This window comes from Streptomyces sp. NPDC102259 (assembly GCF_044766465.1).
Classification (GTDB): domain Bacteria; phylum Actinomycetota; class Actinomycetes; order Streptomycetales; family Streptomycetaceae; genus Streptomyces.
This window is the reverse complement of record NZ_JBIWMA010000007.1, coordinates 177,423-193,011: the sequence shown is the minus strand read 5'-3', so window position 1 is coordinate 193,011 and position 15,589 is coordinate 177,423. Positions and strand designations below refer to the sequence as shown.

The 15,589-nt window shown below is 73.0% G+C and carries 10 protein-coding genes; 5 read left to right on the top strand and 5 right to left on the bottom strand.

All coding sequences use genetic code 11. From position 1 onward, the window contains the following. Nucleotides 1-18: 18 nt before the first annotated feature. Complete coding sequence (locus tag ACIRPU_RS19050) at nt 19-2,238, bottom strand: NADP-dependent isocitrate dehydrogenase (RefSeq protein ID WP_403868389.1); 2,220 nt, start codon at nt 2,236-2,238, stop codon at nt 19-21. 209 nt (nt 2,239-2,447) lie between these two features. Between ACIRPU_RS19050 and ACIRPU_RS19045 the strand changes: the two genes are divergently transcribed. Next, nucleotides 2,448-3,995: a M1 family metallopeptidase gene (locus ACIRPU_RS19045; RefSeq protein ID WP_403868386.1), complete on the top strand. Its 1,548-nt coding sequence runs from the start codon at nt 2,448-2,450 to the stop codon at nt 3,993-3,995. A 27-nt stretch (nt 3,996-4,022) separates the two neighbouring features. On the opposite strand, the gene ACIRPU_RS19040 is transcribed toward ACIRPU_RS19045, so the two are convergent. The 3 genes from ACIRPU_RS19040 to ACIRPU_RS19030 all read right to left on the bottom strand — a co-directional run bounded on the left by ACIRPU_RS19040 (nt 4,023) and on the right by ACIRPU_RS19030 (nt 8,022). Then, nucleotides 4,023-5,120: a mechanosensitive ion channel family protein gene (locus ACIRPU_RS19040; protein ID WP_403868383.1), complete on the bottom strand. Its 1,098-nt coding sequence runs from the start codon at nt 5,118-5,120 to the stop codon at nt 4,023-4,025. A 200-nt stretch (nt 5,121-5,320) separates the two neighbouring features. After that, nucleotides 5,321-6,880 (bottom strand): amino acid permease, encoded by a 1,560-nt coding sequence (locus ACIRPU_RS19035; RefSeq protein WP_403868380.1) that lies wholly within the window; start codon nt 6,878-6,880, stop codon nt 5,321-5,323. 146 nt (nt 6,881-7,026) lie between these two features. Then, nucleotides 7,027-8,022 (bottom strand): hypothetical protein, encoded by a 996-nt coding sequence (locus tag ACIRPU_RS19030; protein WP_403868377.1) that lies wholly within the window; start codon nt 8,020-8,022, stop codon nt 7,027-7,029. Between the two features lie 320 nt (nt 8,023-8,342). Between ACIRPU_RS19030 and ACIRPU_RS19025 the strand changes: the two genes are divergently transcribed. The 3 genes from ACIRPU_RS19025 to ACIRPU_RS19015 are packed head-to-tail and all read left to right on the top strand — an operon-like array spanning nt 8,343 to nt 12,459. Continuing rightward, on the top strand, nt 8,343-9,782 hold the full coding sequence (locus tag ACIRPU_RS19025) for an FGGY family carbohydrate kinase (RefSeq protein WP_403868375.1): 1,440 nt from the start codon (nt 8,343-8,345) through the stop codon (nt 9,780-9,782). After that, entirely contained in the window at nt 9,779-11,158 is a 1,380-nt protein-coding gene (locus tag ACIRPU_RS19020) for an FAD-dependent oxidoreductase (protein ID WP_403868372.1), read from the top strand. Before ACIRPU_RS19025 ends, ACIRPU_RS19020 begins: the two co-directional genes overlap by 4 nt. Before the next feature lie 11 nt (nt 11,159-11,169). Next, nucleotides 11,170-12,459 carry an NAD(P)/FAD-dependent oxidoreductase gene (locus ACIRPU_RS19015; protein ID WP_403868369.1) on the top strand — a complete coding sequence of 430 codons (1,290 nt, stop codon included), beginning with the start codon at nt 11,170-11,172 and terminating at the stop codon, nt 12,457-12,459. A 36-nt stretch (nt 12,460-12,495) separates the two neighbouring features. On the opposite strand, the gene ACIRPU_RS19010 is transcribed toward ACIRPU_RS19015, so the two are convergent. Beyond that, complete coding sequence (locus tag ACIRPU_RS19010) at nt 12,496-13,419, bottom strand: YbhN family protein (RefSeq protein ID WP_403868366.1); 924 nt, start codon at nt 13,417-13,419, stop codon at nt 12,496-12,498. Between the two features lie 240 nt (nt 13,420-13,659). Here ACIRPU_RS19010 and ACIRPU_RS19005 point away from each other — a divergent pair, with 240 nt between their 5' ends. Then, entirely contained in the window at nt 13,660-15,540 is a 1,881-nt protein-coding gene (locus ACIRPU_RS19005) for an ABC transporter ATP-binding protein (RefSeq protein ID WP_403868749.1), read from the top strand. Nucleotides 15,541-15,589 lie beyond the last annotated feature (49 nt).

Sequence of the window (15,589 nt, the reverse complement as noted above, 5' to 3'; positions counted from 1 at the left end):
GGTGGGTGGCGCGGTGCGTCAGCTCAGGGAGGCCAGCGCCTCGTTCCAGGTGGTCGACGGGCGCATGATCGCCGCCGCCTTCGACGGGTCGGGCTGGTAGTAGCCGCCGATGTCGGCGGGCTTGCCCTGGACGGCGTTCAGCTCGTCGACGATGGTCTGCTCGTTCGCCGCGAGGGTCTCGGCGAGCGGGGCGAAGGCCTTGGCCAGGTCCGCGTCGTCGGTCTGCGCGGCCAGCTCCTGCGCCCAGTACAGGGACAGGAAGAAGTGGCTGCCGCGGTTGTCGATGCCGCCGACGCGACGGGTCGGGGACTTGTCCTCGTTCAGGAAGGTCGCCGTGGCGCGGTCGAGCGTGTCGGCGAGGACCTTGGCGCGGGTGTTGCCGGTGAAGTCGGCGTACTGCTCGAGGGAGGGCACGAGCGCGAAGAACTCGCCCAGCGAGTCCCAGCGCAGGTAGTTCTCCTTGACCAGCTGCTGGACGTGCTTCGGCGCGGAGCCGCCGGCGCCCGTCTCGAACAGACCGCCGCCCGCCATCAGCGGGACGACCGACAGCATCTTGGCGCTGGTGCCCAGCTCCAGGATCGGGAACAGGTCCGTCAGGTAGTCGCGCAGGACGTTGCCGGTGACCGAGATGGTGTCCTCGCCGCGGCGGATGCGCTCCACCGACAGCTTGGTGGCCTCGACCGGCGCGAGGACACGGATGTCCAGGCCCTCGGTGTCGTGCTCCGCCAGGTACGCCTCGACCTTGGCGATCAGGTTCGCGTCGTGCGCGCGGGTCGCGTCCAGCCAGAACACGGCCGGGCTGCCGGTGGCGCGGGCGCGGGTGACGGCCAGCTTCACCCAGTCCTTGATCGGCGCGTCCTTGGTCTGGCAGGCGCGGAAGATGTCGCCGGCGGAGACCGTCTGCTCGATCACCACGTTGCCGGCCCCGTCGACGAGGCGGACCGTGCCGGTGGTCGGGATCTCGAAGGTCTTGTCGTGGCTGCCGTACTCCTCGGCCTTCTGCGCCATGAGACCGACGTTCGGGACCGAGCCCATGGTCGACGGGTCGTATGCGCCGTGGGCGCGGCAGTCGTCGAGCACGGCCTGGTAGACGCCGGAGTACGAGGAGTCCGGCAGCACCGCGAGGGTGTCGGCCTCCTGGCCGTCCGGGCCCCACATGTGGCCGGAGGTGCGGATCATGGCCGGCATCGAGGCGTCGACGATCACGTCGGACGGCACGTGCAGGTTGGTGATGCCCTTGTCGGAGTCGACCATGGCCAGGGCCGGGCCCTCGGCGAGCTCGGCGTCGAAGGAGGCCTTGATCTCGGCGCCCTCCGGCAGGGACTCCAGGCCCTTGTAGATGCCGCCCAGACCGTCGTTCGGGGTCAGGCCGGCCGCGGCGAGCGCCTGGCCGTACTGCGCGAAGGTCTTCGGGAAGAAGGCGCGCACCACGTGACCGAAGATGATCGGGTCGGAGACCTTCATCATCGTGGCCTTGAGGTGCACGGAGAACAGCACGCCCTCGGCCTTGGCCCGGGCGATCTGCGCGGTGAGGAACTCGCGCAGCGGCGCGACGTGCAGGACGGAGGCGTCGACGACCTCGCCCTCGAGGACCGGTACCGACTCGCGCAGCACCTTGGTGGAGCCGTCGTCGCCGACCAGCTCGATCCGCAGGGAGCCGGCCTCGGAGATCACGACGGACTTCTCGGTGGAGCGGAAGTCGTTCTCGCCCATGGTCGCGACGTTGGTCTTCGACTCCGACGACCAGGCGCCCATGCGGTGCGGGTGGGTCTTCGCGTAGTTCTTGACCGACGCGGGGGCGCGGCGGTCGGAGTTGCCCTCGCGCAGGACCGGGTTCACGGCGGAGCCCTTGACCTTGTCGTAGCGGGCCTGGATCTCCCGCTCCTCGTCGGTCTTCGGGTCGTCCGGGTAGGCCGGCAGCGCGTAGCCCTGGGCCTGGAGCTCGGCGATCGCGGCCTTGAGCTGCGGGATCGACGCCGAGATGTTCGGCAGCTTGATGATGTTGGCCTCGGGCGTCTTGGCCAGCTCACCGAGCTCGCTCAGCGCGTCCGGGATCCGCTGGTCCTCCGCCAGGTACTCCGGGAACAGGGCGATGATCCGCCCGGCCAGCGAGATGTCCCGCGTCTCGACGGCGACACCCGCCTGCGAGGCGTACGCCTGGACCACCGGCAGGAAGGAATACGTCGCCAGGGCCGGGGCCTCGTCAGTGTGCGTATAGATGATGGTCGAGTCAGTCACCGGGTGCTCCGCTCCACGTCTGCAACATTGCTCGACATCAAGATATCTCGTGACCGGGATCGGCTCGACAGGGGTCTCCTCCTGTCTCGGCATGTACATGTTTCCTTTACGGGGCAACCGAAGCTCCGCTTTCCGTAGTCCTGCAGGTAGATCGTCGACCTGATCCGACGGCCGGACCGACCACCCGGCCGCCCGAGCGAAAGCGGACCATGAGATATCGCACCAGAGTGACGGCCCCGGCGGCCGCGCTGATCGGCACGGCAGCAGTCCTGGCCGGGGGAAACACGGCGTACGCGGACACGGACACCAAGCCCGTCGACGCCCCGGGCGCCGAGACCCTCGGCGACCCGGTCTTCCCGGCCCTCGGCAACGACGGCTACCGCGTCGGCGCCTACCACCTCGACTTCTCCTACGACCCCTCGATCACCCTGGTCGACGCCACGGCGACCCTGGAGCTGCGCACCACCGAGGCCCTGACCCGTCTCTCGCTGGACGCCCTGGGCCTGGACATACGCACGGTCCGCGTCGACGGCCGCACCGCCGCGTTCGAACAGGTGGACGAGAAACTGCGGATCACCCCGGCCCGGGCCCTGCCCGCCCGGGCCCAGGTCACCGTGTGCGTGACCTACACGGCGGACCCGCGCCGCGCGCTCGCGCACACCGCGTGGGTCCCGACGGCCGACGGGTTCGCGATCTGTCCCCAGCCGGACTCCGCGCACACCGTCTTCCCCTGCAACGACCACCCGTCGGACAAGGCGGACTTCACCTTCCGCATCACCGTCCCCGCCACCCTGCGGGCCGTCGCCAGTGGCTCGCTCGTGTGCACCGAGGACCTGGCCGGCGACCGGACCGCGTACACCTACCGCTCCCGCTCGCCGATCGCCACCGAACTGGTGCAGATCACCGTCGGCGACTACGTCGTGAAGCAGCGCCAGGGGCCGCACGGACTGCCGCTGCGCGACGTCGTCCCGGCCGCGCGCGCCGAAGCCCTGGGGCCCGCCCTCGCCCTCACCCCCGGCCTGGTCGAGTGGCTCGAGGCACGGCTGGGCGCCTACCCGTTCGAGACGTACGGGCTGCTGCCCTGCAACTCCGACGACCCGAACGCCTTCGACTTCACGGGCCTGGAGACCCAGACCCTCACCCTGTACAAGCCGAACTACCTGCTCCAGGCGGAGCCGAAGATCGGCTCGCACATGATGCACGAGCTGGTCCACTCCTACTTCGGCAACAGCGTCAGCCCCGCCACCTGGGCCGACCTGTGGCTCAACGAGGGCCACGCCGACTTCTACGGGCTGCTGTACCGCTACGAGCGGGGCTGGCCGGACTCCCTGGGCCTGACCAGCTTCGAGGCCCGGATGAAGGACACCTACGCGCGCGGCGACCAGTGGCGCAGGACCTCCGGCCCGGTCGCCGCGCCGAACGCGGCCAACCTCTTCGACAGCCAGCGCTACCTGGGCGGCGTCCTCGTCCTGTACGCGCTGCGGCAGCTCATCGGCGAGGACGCCTTCCACGCGGTCGAGCGGACCTTCCTGGACCGTCACCGCAACTCCTCGGCGTCGACGGAGGACTACATCGCCCTCGCCTCGCACACCTGCGGCCAGGACGTGTCCGGCTTCCTGCGCGACTGGCTGTACGGCACGACGACCCCGAGGATGCCCGGCCATCCGGACTGGACGGTCACCCCGGCGACGCCGACCCTCACCGCCCCGCGCCGGCAGGCGGGAGTGCGTTGGCACGAGAACTCGGCCACGCTCTGACCCGGCGGCCGACGCCCTCGGCCGCCGTCAGTCGTGCAGGGCGGGCAGCCCGCCCTGCACGATGTCGTCGCCGGTCCGCTGTTGCGGGATGACGACCGTGCCCGACTGCAACGCCACCGTGCGGGCGGGCGCCGGGATCCGGATGCCCTCCTCGCGGTAGCGGCGGTGCAGACGCTTGATGAACTCGTGCTTGATCCGGTACTGGTCGCTGAACTCGCCGACGCCCAGGATCACCGTGAAGCCGATCCGCGAGTCGCCGAAGGTGTGGAACCGGATGGCGGGTTCATGGTCCGGGAGGGCGCCGTCGACGTCCGTCATGACCTCGGCGATGATCTCCGAGGTCACCCGCTCCACATGCTCCAGGTCGCTGTCGTAGGCGACGCCCACCTGCACCAGGATCGTCAACTGCTGCTCGGGACGCATGTAGTTGGTCATGTTCGTCTTGGCGAGCTGCCCGTTGGGGATGACGACGAGGTTGTTGGAGAGGGCGCGCACGGTCGTCTGACGCCAGTTGATGTCCTCGACGTAGCCCTCCTCGCCGCTGCTCAGCTTGATGTAGTCACCGGGCTGGACGGTCTTGGAGGCGAGGATGTGGATGCCCGCGAAGAGGTTCGCGAGGGTGTCCTGGAGGGCCAGCGCCACGGCCAGACCGCCGACGCCCAGGGCGGTGAGCAGCGGGGCTATGGAGATGCCCAGCGTCTGGAGCACCACCAGGAAGCCGATCGCCAGGACCAGGATCCGGGTGATGTTCACGAAGATCGTGGCGGACCCGGCGACTCCGGAGCGCGAGGAGGTCACCGACTGCACGAGCCCGGCGACGACCCGCGCCGCCGACACGGTCACCACGAAGATCAGCAGCACCGTCAGGCACTGGTTGACGGTGTGCTGGACGGTCTTCGTCAGCGGCAGCACCGCGGCCGCGGCCGCCGCGCCGGCGGCGATCATCGACCAGGGGACCACGGTGCGCAGCGCGTCCACGACGACGTCGTCGCCGCTCCACTTCGTGCGCTTGGCGTGCTTCGCCAGCCAGCGCAGCAGCGTGCGGGACAGGAAGGCGGCCAACAGGCCGGTGGCCAGGGCGATTCCGGCGATGGCACCGTCGTCCAGGGTCAGGGCGCGGTTCACCGGTCACCTCCGGGAAGTCGGTCCGCGGCACGGGGGGCCGCCGACGGCCGGATGTGAAGTCTCGTCACGATGTCACCTGTTCGGTTCCGGGATGTGCGGTCGCGCCGCCGTTCGCGGAGGGGGCGCGACCGCTCATCCTGCCGTATCCGGCACGGGAGTTCGTACCCGAGGATCCGGTCGCGGTGGCGGGATCCCGCAGCTCAGACGATTTGCTCGGCCAGTTCGGCCTGCTCGCGGTCCGATCCGTAGGCCGCGGTGGTGGGCGTCCCGTACGAACGGCGGGCCACGAACCACCACACCGTGGCGAGGAGCAGTACGACGGCCAGGGCCACGGACGCGTAGTTCATCGTGTCCACCGTCACCGGCGACGACTGGGGCAGGCAGAACAGCACCGTCACACAGGCCACCCACGCGACGGCGACCCACCCGATCGGACGGCTCCAGCGGCCGAGATGCCACGGACCCGGCTGGAACCGGTCCCCGGCGCGCAGCCGCAGCAGCACCGGGATGGCGTACGCGGGTGTGATGCCGATGACGTTGATGGCGGTGACCGCGCCGTACGCCGTCGCCGAGTACAGGGACGGCAGGGCGAGCAGACCCGCGACCACCACCGACAGCCACACGGCCGCGACCGGGGTCTGGGTACGGCTGCTGACCTTGCGCCACAGATCCGAGCCGGGCAGGGCCCGGTCCCTGCTGAACGCGAAGACCATGCGGCTGGCGGCGGCGACCTCGGCGTTCCCGCAGAACAACTGGGCGGTGATCACCACGACGAGCAGCGCGCTCGCGCCGTTGGTGCCGAGCCCGTCGAGGAGGATCTGCGCGGGCGGCACGCCGGTGTCGGTCGCGCGGGTGGCGGCGTAGTCCTGGATGGCGAAGGTCAACCCCGCCAGCAGCGCGAAGCCCGCGATCCACGACACCCAGATGGAGCGCACGATGCCCTTGGCCGCCGACACCGAGGCGTTGGAGGTCTCCTCGGAGAGGTGGGCCGAGGCGTCGTAGCCGGAGAACGTGTACTGGGCCAGCAGCAGCCCTATCGCGGCCACGTACACCGGGTTGTGCCAGCCGGTGTCGTCGACGAACTCGGTGAACACGAAGGACGGCGACCGATGGTGGTCGGGGACGATCCACAGGGCGCCGACGATCAGCGCCACCCCCGCCAGGTGCCACCAGACGGAGACGGAGTTGAGGACGCTGACCAGGCGGACGCCGAACAGGTTCAGCACGGCGTGCAGCAGCAGGATCGCGATGAAGATCAGCATCGTCTTCTCCGGCGTCGGCTCGAAGCCCCAGCGGAGGTTGGCGAACGCGCCCGCGAACAGTGCGGCGCCGTAGTCGATGCCGGCGATCGCGCCGAGCAGGCCGAGCAGGTTCAGCCAGCCGGTGTACCAGCCCCAGCGCCGGCCGCCGAGCCGGTCGGCCATGTAGTACAGGGCGCCGGACGTCGGGTAGGCGCTGGTGACCTCGGCCAGCGCGAGCCCGACGCACAGCACGAACAGGCCGACGCCCACCCAGCCCCAGAGCATCACCGCGGGGCCGCCCGCGCCCATGCCGAAGCCGTACAGGGTCATGCAGCCGGACAGGACCGAGATCACGGAGAAGCTGATCGCGAAGTTGCCGAATCCGCCCATCCGACGGGCCAGCACCGGCCGGTAACCGAGTTCGCGCAGCCGCTGTTCCTCGTCGGGACGGGGCACCGCGGACACGGCGGGTGTCGCGGACGCGGCGGACGGAGCCGCAGGGTCGGGGATGCTGGACATGACAAACCTCCGAAGGGGAGAAGGGCCACGAGCGGAGCCGGGGACGAGAACGCGGGGGCGGCAGCACGGGGAGGCGAGCACGAGGGGGAGGGGACGGAAGGGGGGCGGAGGGGGACGGTGGCGTGTGAGGGGATCCGCGGACGGCGTCAGGAACCGGGACCCCGCGCCCCGGGCCGGCTGCGCGTGCGGGCCTGGAGGAACACCTGCACGGCCTCCGCGTGATCGCCCGGGGTCGGGGTGCGGTACGTCCAGGGCAGCGGCGTGCAGTACGGGCCGATCGCGTCGAACACCTCGGCCGCGTCGGCGAAGCGGAGCGCTCCCCACAGCGCGTGCGCCAGGTGGTTGAGGTCGAGCGGCGAGCGTTCGGCGGGACCGGCGCGGTCGAACCAGCCCTCCCGCGCCCGCAGCGCCTCCCGGGTCGCGTCCTCGGCCACCCAGTGCAGGTCGAGGGCGGCGCCCCGGCCGGCGCCGCGCCGGTACCGCTCGGCCCGGACGTACAGCGGCAGGACGTGCAGCGCGGAACCCGGCGGGGCGGTGCCCGCGACCAGCTGCGCGAAGCCAGCCGCCTCGGCCAGCCGCCCGGAACCCGCCTGCGTGTACAGGAACTGGAGCATGCGGTGGTGCGCCTCGCGGTTGTGCGGGTCACGTCGGCCGGCCTCGTCCAGCAGGCCCCACGGGCCCGGCGGGAGGGTCGGCTCGGGCGGCGCCGCCCGGTGCTCCTCCCACAGCAGCTCGCGGTCCAGCTGGGCCAGCGCCAGCAGGCACACCCACGGCACCGGGTCCGGCGGCGCGGTGCGGGCCGCGGACTGGCTCAGGTCCCAGGCCTCGATCCACAGTTCGTGCGTACGGAGATGGTGCTCACGGCGCGCCCGCAGCGCCCGCTCGACGGCGACCCGGGCCTGCATCACCGTGGCCGGCACGCTGTGCGGCTCCTCGGCGAGCCAGGCCCGCACCACGTCCGTCCCGGCCGCCGCCGCGGCCAGCACCTGGGTGCGCCGCGTCCACTGCCACCACGCCGTGGTGCGCTCCAGCAGGAGGCGCATCGACAGCCAGCGCCCGGTGCGCACCTCCTGGAGAGCGGCCCGCAGATCACCGTCGTGCCCTGCGGGGTCGTAGGCCGGCCGTACTCCGTCTCTGGCCATCAGCCACCCGCCCGCGGGCGTGGCGCCGGCACGACGGCGGGGTGGAGTGACAACAGCCCTCCTCGGGGCGGCGGACGGAGTGGCGGGTGAGGAGATCGCGTGGGACGGCCGTCACTATAGGGGGGCGGGAAAGGCATCACACTCGTTTCTCGCTCGATCCAACTCACCTTCTGAACAACGGAATTGACTGGCCATCAGCCAGTGAACGAAGAGTGGACGAAGACCGGTCGCCGCTGGTCGGGGGCCTCTTGACGCGACCCGTGGGCCGACGGCAGGCTGTCGCTCCGTGATCACCCGACCGATCACCGAGGGAGGGCACGATGACGGGTCCGGTACTCGCCGTCGACCAGGGCACCTCCGGCACCAAGGCCCTGGTGATCTGTCCCGAACGCGGGGTGATCGGCGCCGGGTTCGCCGCCGTACGCCCCCGCTACCCACCCGGCGGTCTGGCCGAGGTCGACCCCGGCGCGCTGTACGACTCGGTCGTCGCCGCAGGCCGCCACGCGCTGGCCGAGGCCCGCGAGCCCGTCGTGGCGCTCGGCCTCGCCAACCAGGGCGAGACCGTCCTCGCCTGGGACCCGGCCACGGGCCGCCCGCTCACCGACGCCCTCGTCTGGCAGGACCGCAGGGCCGCCTCGGTGTGCGCCGGACTGGAGCCGCACGCCGACGAGCTGCGCCACCTCACCGGCCTGCCCCTGGACCCGTACTTCGCCGCCCCCAAGATGGCCTGGATACGACGTCACCTCACCACCGAGGGAGTCGTCACCACCAGCGACGCCTGGCTCGTCCACCGGCTCACCGGCGCCTATGTCACCGACGCGGCCACCGCGGGCCGCACCCAGCTGCTCGACCTGGACAGCTCGCAGTGGTCGCCGCGCGCCCTCGACCTCTACGGGCTGTCCGGCGAACGGCTCCCGGACGTCGTCGACAACGCCGGGCCGGTGGGCACGACCCGCGCGTTCGGCCCGGAGATCCCGCTCACCGGCCTCGTCGTCGACCAGCAGGCCGCCCTGCTCGCCCAACGCGTCACCACACCCGGCGTCGCCAAATGCACCTACGGCACCGGGGCCTTCCTCCTCGCCCCCACCGGCGGCACGGCCCGCCGCAGCGCCTCCGGACTGGTCGGCTGCGTCGCCTGGCGGCTCGGCGGACGCACCGCCTACTGCCTCGACGGCCAGGTGTACACCGCCGCCTCCGCCGTCCGCTGGCTCACCGGCCTCGGCGTCATCCAGGGCGCCGCCGACCTCGACACCGTCGGCGCCACCGTGCCCGACAGCGGCGGTGTCACCTTCGTCCCCGCCCTCGCCGGACTCGCCGCCCCCTGGTGGCGCGGCGACCTGCGCGGCTCCCTGACCGGACTCGGCCTGGACACCACCCCGGGGCACCTGGTGCGCGCCCTGTGCGAGGGGCTGGCCGCACAGGTGGTGGAGCTGGCCGAGGCCGCGGCGGCCGACCTCGGCACGCCCGTGTCGACCCTGCGGGTCGACGGCGGCCTCACGCGCTCCGCCCTGCTCATGCAGACCCAGGCCGACCTGGCGCAGTGCCCCGTCGAGGTGTCCCCGCTGACCGATGCGACGGCCCTCGGCGCGGGCGCCCTGGCCCGCCTCGGCGCCACCCCGGGGTTGAGCGTCGCCGACGCGCTGCCCGAGGGCGGGCCCTCGACGGTGTACGAGCCCCGCGTCCCTGCGGCGGAGGCCGCCCGGCGGCTCGGCGAATTCCGGTCCGCCGTGGGCGTGTTGCTGGAGCGGGAGCCGACGTGACGGTGACCGCCGAGGGGCCGCTGCCCACGGAGCCGTACGACGTCGCGATCGTCGGCGCCGGAGTCGTCGGCTGCGCCATCGCCCGCGAACTGGCCCGCCGGCCCCGCCTGAAGGTCGCCCTCGTCGAGGCCCAGGACGACATCGGCCAGGGCACGTCCAAGGCCAACACCGCGATCCTGCACACCGGTTTCGACGCGGTCCCCGGCTCGCTGGAGGCCCGCCTGGTCCGCGAGGGCGCCGCCCTGCTCGCCGCGTACGCCGCGGAGTCCGGCATCCCCGTGGAGCCGGTCGGCGCGCTGCTCGTGGCCTGGGACGAGGAGCAGCTCGCCGCGCTGCCCCGGCTGGCGGAGAAGGCGGAACGCAACGAGTACAGGGACGCGCGTCTGATCGGGGCCGCCGAACTGTACCGGCTCGAACCGCACCTGGGGCCCGGCGCGCTCGGCGCCCTGCACGTGCCCGGCGAGAGCGTCGTCTGCCCCTGGACGACCCCGCTGGCGTACGCCACCCAGGCCGTCCGGCACGGCGTGGACCTGCACCTCGAGGCCCCGGTCCGCCAGGTGGGCCGGCAGGGCGACACACACGTGATCGGCACCGCCCGGGGCGTCCTGCGCGCCCGCTTCCTCGTCAACGCGGCCGGTCTGCACGCCGACGCGCTCGACCGGCTGCTCGGCCACGACGACTTCACCGTCGTCCCGCGCCGCGGCCAGCTCATCGTCTTCGACACGTTCGCCCGCGATCTCGTCCACCACATCCTGCTGCCGGTGCCCACGGCCCTCGGCAAGGGCGTCCTGGTCGCCCCCACCGTGTACGGCAACGTCCTGCTCGGCCCCACCGCCGAGGACCTGGACGACAAACGGGCCACGCACTCCACGGCCGACGGCCTCGCCGGGCTGCGCGCGCAGGGCGGCCGCATCCTGCCCGGGCTCCTCGACGAGGAGGTCACCGCCGTCTACGCGGGACTGCGCGCCGCCACCGAGCACGACGACTACCGCATCACCGCCCACCCCGGCGAGGCCTGCGTCACCGTCGGCGGGATCCGCTCCACCGGTCTGACCGCGTCCCTCGCCATCGCCGCCCACGTCGTCGGCCTGCTCGAGACCGAGACCGGCCTCGACCCGGGACCGGTGCGCGAACTGCGCCCCGTCCCGGTGCACCGGCGGCCGACCGGCCCCGAGTACGGCATCCTCGTCTGCCACTGCGAAGGCGTCTCCCGGGGCGAGATCTGGGACGCCCTGGCCCATCCGATCCCGCCGCGCACCCTCGACGGGCTGCGCCGCCGCACCCGGGCCCGCGCGGGCCGCTGCCAGGGCTTCCACTGCGGGGCGGCCGTGCGGGCCCTGCTGGAGGAGGCCCGGAAACGACCGGCCCGGAAATGACCGGCCCGGAAATGACCGGCCCGGAAGTGACCGGAGCACGCCGGGTCGACGTCCTGGTCGTCGGCGCGGGCCCCGCGGGCCTCGCGACCGCCGCCCGGCTCGCCGCCGCCGGGGCGGGCCGCGTCGAGATCGTGGAGCGGGAGACACGGGCCGGGGGAGCGCCTCGGCACTGCGCGCACGGCGGCTACGGCACGCTGCTGCATCCCCTCACCGGCCCCGCGTACGCCCGGCTGTTGGTCACCGCGACCCGGCAGGCCGGGGCGACCCTCCGCACCGGTGTGACGGCCCTCGACTGGGCCGGCCCCCTGGCCCTGCGCACCCTCGGCGCCGAGGGACCCGGGACGATCACCGCACGGGCGGTGGTCCTGGCCACCGGCGCCCGCGAACGCCCCCGTGCGGCCCGTCTGGTGCCCGGCACCCGCCCGGCCGGCGTCTACACCACCGGGGAACTCCAGCAGGCCGTGCACCTCTACGGGCAGCGGATCGGCAGGCGCGCGGTGGTGGTCGGCGCGCAGGACGTCTCGTACGCCGCCGCCGACACCGTACGGGCCGCCGGCGCCACGGTCGTGGCGATGGTCACCGACCTGCCCGGCCCGCAGACCACCCCGGCCCGTGCCGCCGGCTCACGGCTGCGCCACGGCACTCCGCTCCTGGCCGGCACCACGGTCGCCGAACTGCTGGGCCACGGACGTCTGTCGGGCGTGCGGGTGCGGCACCGCGACGGCCGGACGACCGTACTGCCCTGCGACACCGTCGTGTTCACCGGCGACTTCGTCCCCGACCACGAACTGGCCCGGCGCGGCGGGCTCGTCCTGGACCCCGGCACCCGCGGCCCCGCCGTCGACGGCGCCCTGCGCACCTCGCGCCCCGGCGTCTTCGCCGTCGGCAGCGTGCTGCACGCCGTGGAGAGCGCGGCGACCGCGGTGCGGGAGGGCGCCCATGCCGCCGGCGCCGTCCTCGACCACCTCGCCCGCACCGACCACCTCGCGGACGCCGATCACCCGGACGCCGATCACCCCCCGGACGCCGACCGCGCCGCCGCCGTCCCGCTCCTCGTGGACCCGCCCCTGCTCTGGATCGCCCCGAACCGCGTCACCCCGGCCGACCGTCTCCCGTACGTCCTGCGCACCGCGACGCGACTGACCCGCCCGGTTCTGCACGTCACCCAGAACGGGCGCGTGCTGCACCGGGAACGGCTGTGGACGGCCGTCCTGCCGAACCGCACCCTGCGCCTGCCGGCCGGCTGGACGCACCGGGTCGACCCGCAGGACGGCCCCGTCCACGTGAGCGTCCGGCCCTGAGCTGTCCGGGGCCGGTGCCCGAGGCCCGACGGGCCCTCAGATGACCTTCATCCGCACCAGCGCACCGAGCGTCAGCGCCCCCGGCACCAGCGGCAGCCACACCGTGATGATCCGGTAGCCGAGCACCACGGCCGTGGCCAACGCCACCGGGCCGCCCGCCGCCACCAGCGCCACGACCAGCGCCGCCTCCACCGAACCGATCCCGCCCGGCGTCGGGACCAGCGCGACCGCCACCGTCGCCGCCAGATACGCGACCGCCATGTGCGCCACCGGCACCGGCAGCCCCAACGCCTGCCCCACCGCGGCCAGGCCGGCCGCCTGGAGCACCGGGAACGCCAGCGAGCCGCCCCACAGGGCCAGCGCCCGGGCCGGACGGGAGTGCACCGAGCGCGCCTCGCCGAGCGCGGTGCGCAGGAACGAGCACACCGCCGACCGCAGCCGCCGTACGAGGGCGAGCGCGCCCGCCACCACCAGCACGACCGCCCCGAGGACGCCCAGCAGCGGGCCGAGCGCCCCGCCGGGCAGCAGGGAGCCGAGCCGCAGCGCGTCGGGGAAGACGAGCAGCAGCACGGCCAGCAGGCCCACCCGGGACACGCCCTCCGCCAGCATGTACAGCGCGAGGGCCGCGGAGGAGCGGGCCAGGGGCACCCCGCACACGGTCATGAACCGCAGGTTGACCGCGCTCGCGCCCAGCCCGGTGGGCAGCAGGTGGTTGGCCGCGCCCGCCGCGAACTGCGCGGCCAGCAGCCGCCGTCCGGGCAGCCGCTCCACCACCGCGCCCTGCCGGGTGACGGCCGCCGCCACCCAGGTCAGGCAGGTCGCTCCGAGCGCGGCCAGCAGCCAGGGCCACTGCGCGCTCCGCAACTGTGCGAAGCCCTCGACGAGAACGGACCGGTGCCGCACCGCGACCACGGTGACGAGCAGGAGCGGAAGCAGACACAGGAGCTTGCGCACCGGCACCCGCCGGGCCGGCCTGCCTGGGGGAAGGGGACGGGGAAGGGGAAGGGGAACGGGAACCGCTGTCACACTCGCAGAGGTTCTCCGCACGGTGCCAACTGCGGGTTGCGGAAGCGGGGACGGAACATTACGTACGGTCATCGGGTCCTTCGTCTGATCCACTGCCTGAACCTCTGGCTGAACCTCTGCGGCGAGAAAGTTGACCTCAAGGTTGCTTGAGGTCCTACGGTCACTTCCATGAGCATGGAGAGCACCGCCTGGACGCAGCTTTACAGCGTCATGAACGCCCAGCAGGAACGCCGCCCCTTCGACCGGGTGACATTGCGCCGCATCGGCGCGTTCGCCCGCCCCCACCGCCGCCGGATCGCGCTGTTCGTCCTGCTGGGGGTGGCGACCGCGCTGCTGGCGGTCGCCACCCCGGTCCTCGCCGGGCGCGTCGTCGACACGATCGTGTCGCACGGCGACGCTGACGCGGTCGTCCGGCTGTCGCTGCTCATCGCGGTCATCGCGGTGCTGGAGGCGGCGCTCGGCATCCTGGGCAGGAGGCTCTCGGCGACGCTGGGGGAGGGTCTCATCCTCGATCTGCGGACGGCCGTGTTCGATCATGTGCAGCGGATGCCGGTCGCGTTCTTCACACGTACCCGTACGGGAGCGCTCGTCTCCCGACTCAACAACGACGTGATCGGCGCCCAGCGCGCCTTCAGCAACACCCTCTCCGGAGTGGTCTCCAACCTGGTCACCCTGCTGCTCACGCTCGCCGTCATGCTCACCCTGTCCTGGCAGATCACGCTGCTCGCGCTGGCCCTGCTGCCGGTGTTCGTGCTCCCGGCCCGGCGGATGGGCAGCCGCATGGCGGGCATGCAGCGCGAGGCGGCCACCCTCAACGCGGCGATGGGCACCCGGATGACCGAGCGCTTCTCCGCGCCCGGCGCCACGCTGGTCAAGCTGTTCGGCCGGCCCGAGGAGGAGTCGGCGGAGTTCGCGGCCCGGGCCTCCCACGTCCGCGACATCGGCGTCCGCACGGCCACCGCCCAGTCGGTGTTCATCACCGCCCTGACCCTCGTCTCCGCCCTCGCCCTCGCCCTCGTCTACGGTCTCGGCGGCCGTCTCGCGCTGAACGGCACCCTCGAACCGGGGGCCGTCGTCGCCCTCGCCCTGCTCCTGACCCGCCTGTACGCCCCGCTGACCTCCCTCGCCGGCGCCCGGGTGGAGGTGATGAGCGCGCTGGTCAGCTTCGAGCGGGTCTTCGAGGTGCTCGACCTGAAGCCGCTCATCGAGGAGAAGCCGGACGCCCGCGAGGTGCCGCCGGGCCCTGTCGCGGTCGAGTTCGACGACGTCCGCTTCGGCTACCCGTCCGCCGACAAGGTCTCCCTTGCCTCCCTCGAGGAGGTCGCCTCACTCGACTCCCGCGGCGGCGCCGAGGTCCTGCACGGCGTCTCCTTCCATGCCGCCCCCGGGCAGACCGTCGCCCTCGTCGGCTCCTCCGGCGCCGGCAAGTCGACCATCGCCCAGCTCCTGCCGCGCCTGTACGACGTCGACGCGGGCGCCGTCCGGATCGGCGGGGTCGACGTCCGTGACCTGAGCGCGGGCTCCCTGCGGGCCACCCTCGGCATGGTCACCCAGGACGGCCACCTCTTCCACGACAGCGTCCGCGCCAACCTCCTGCTGGCCCGTCCCGGGGCCACCGAGGACGACCTGTGGGACGCCCTGCGCCGCTCCCGCCTCGACGACCTCGTCCGCTCCCTCCCCGACGGGCTCGACACGGTCGTCGGTGAACGCGGCTACCGCCTCTCTGGCGGGGAACGCCAGCGCATGACCATCGCCCGGCTGCTGCTGGCCCGCCAGCGCGTCGTCATCCTCGACGAGGCCACCGCCCACCTCGACAACACCTCCGAGGCGGCCGTCCAGGAAGCCCTTGCCGAGGCACTCGTGGACCGTACGGCGATCGTCATCGCCCACCGGCTGTCGACCGTGCGCGCCGCCGACCTGATCCTCGTCGTCGAGTCCGGCCGGATCGTGGAACGCGGCACCCACGACGAACTCCTCGCGACCGGCGGACGGTACGCGGAGCTGCACCGGACACAGTTCGACCAGCCGGGGATGACGGAGGCGGCCGTGCGCTGAGGCGGGCGAGGCGGGCGAGGCGGGCTGCGGCGGGGGCGAGGGCGCCGCC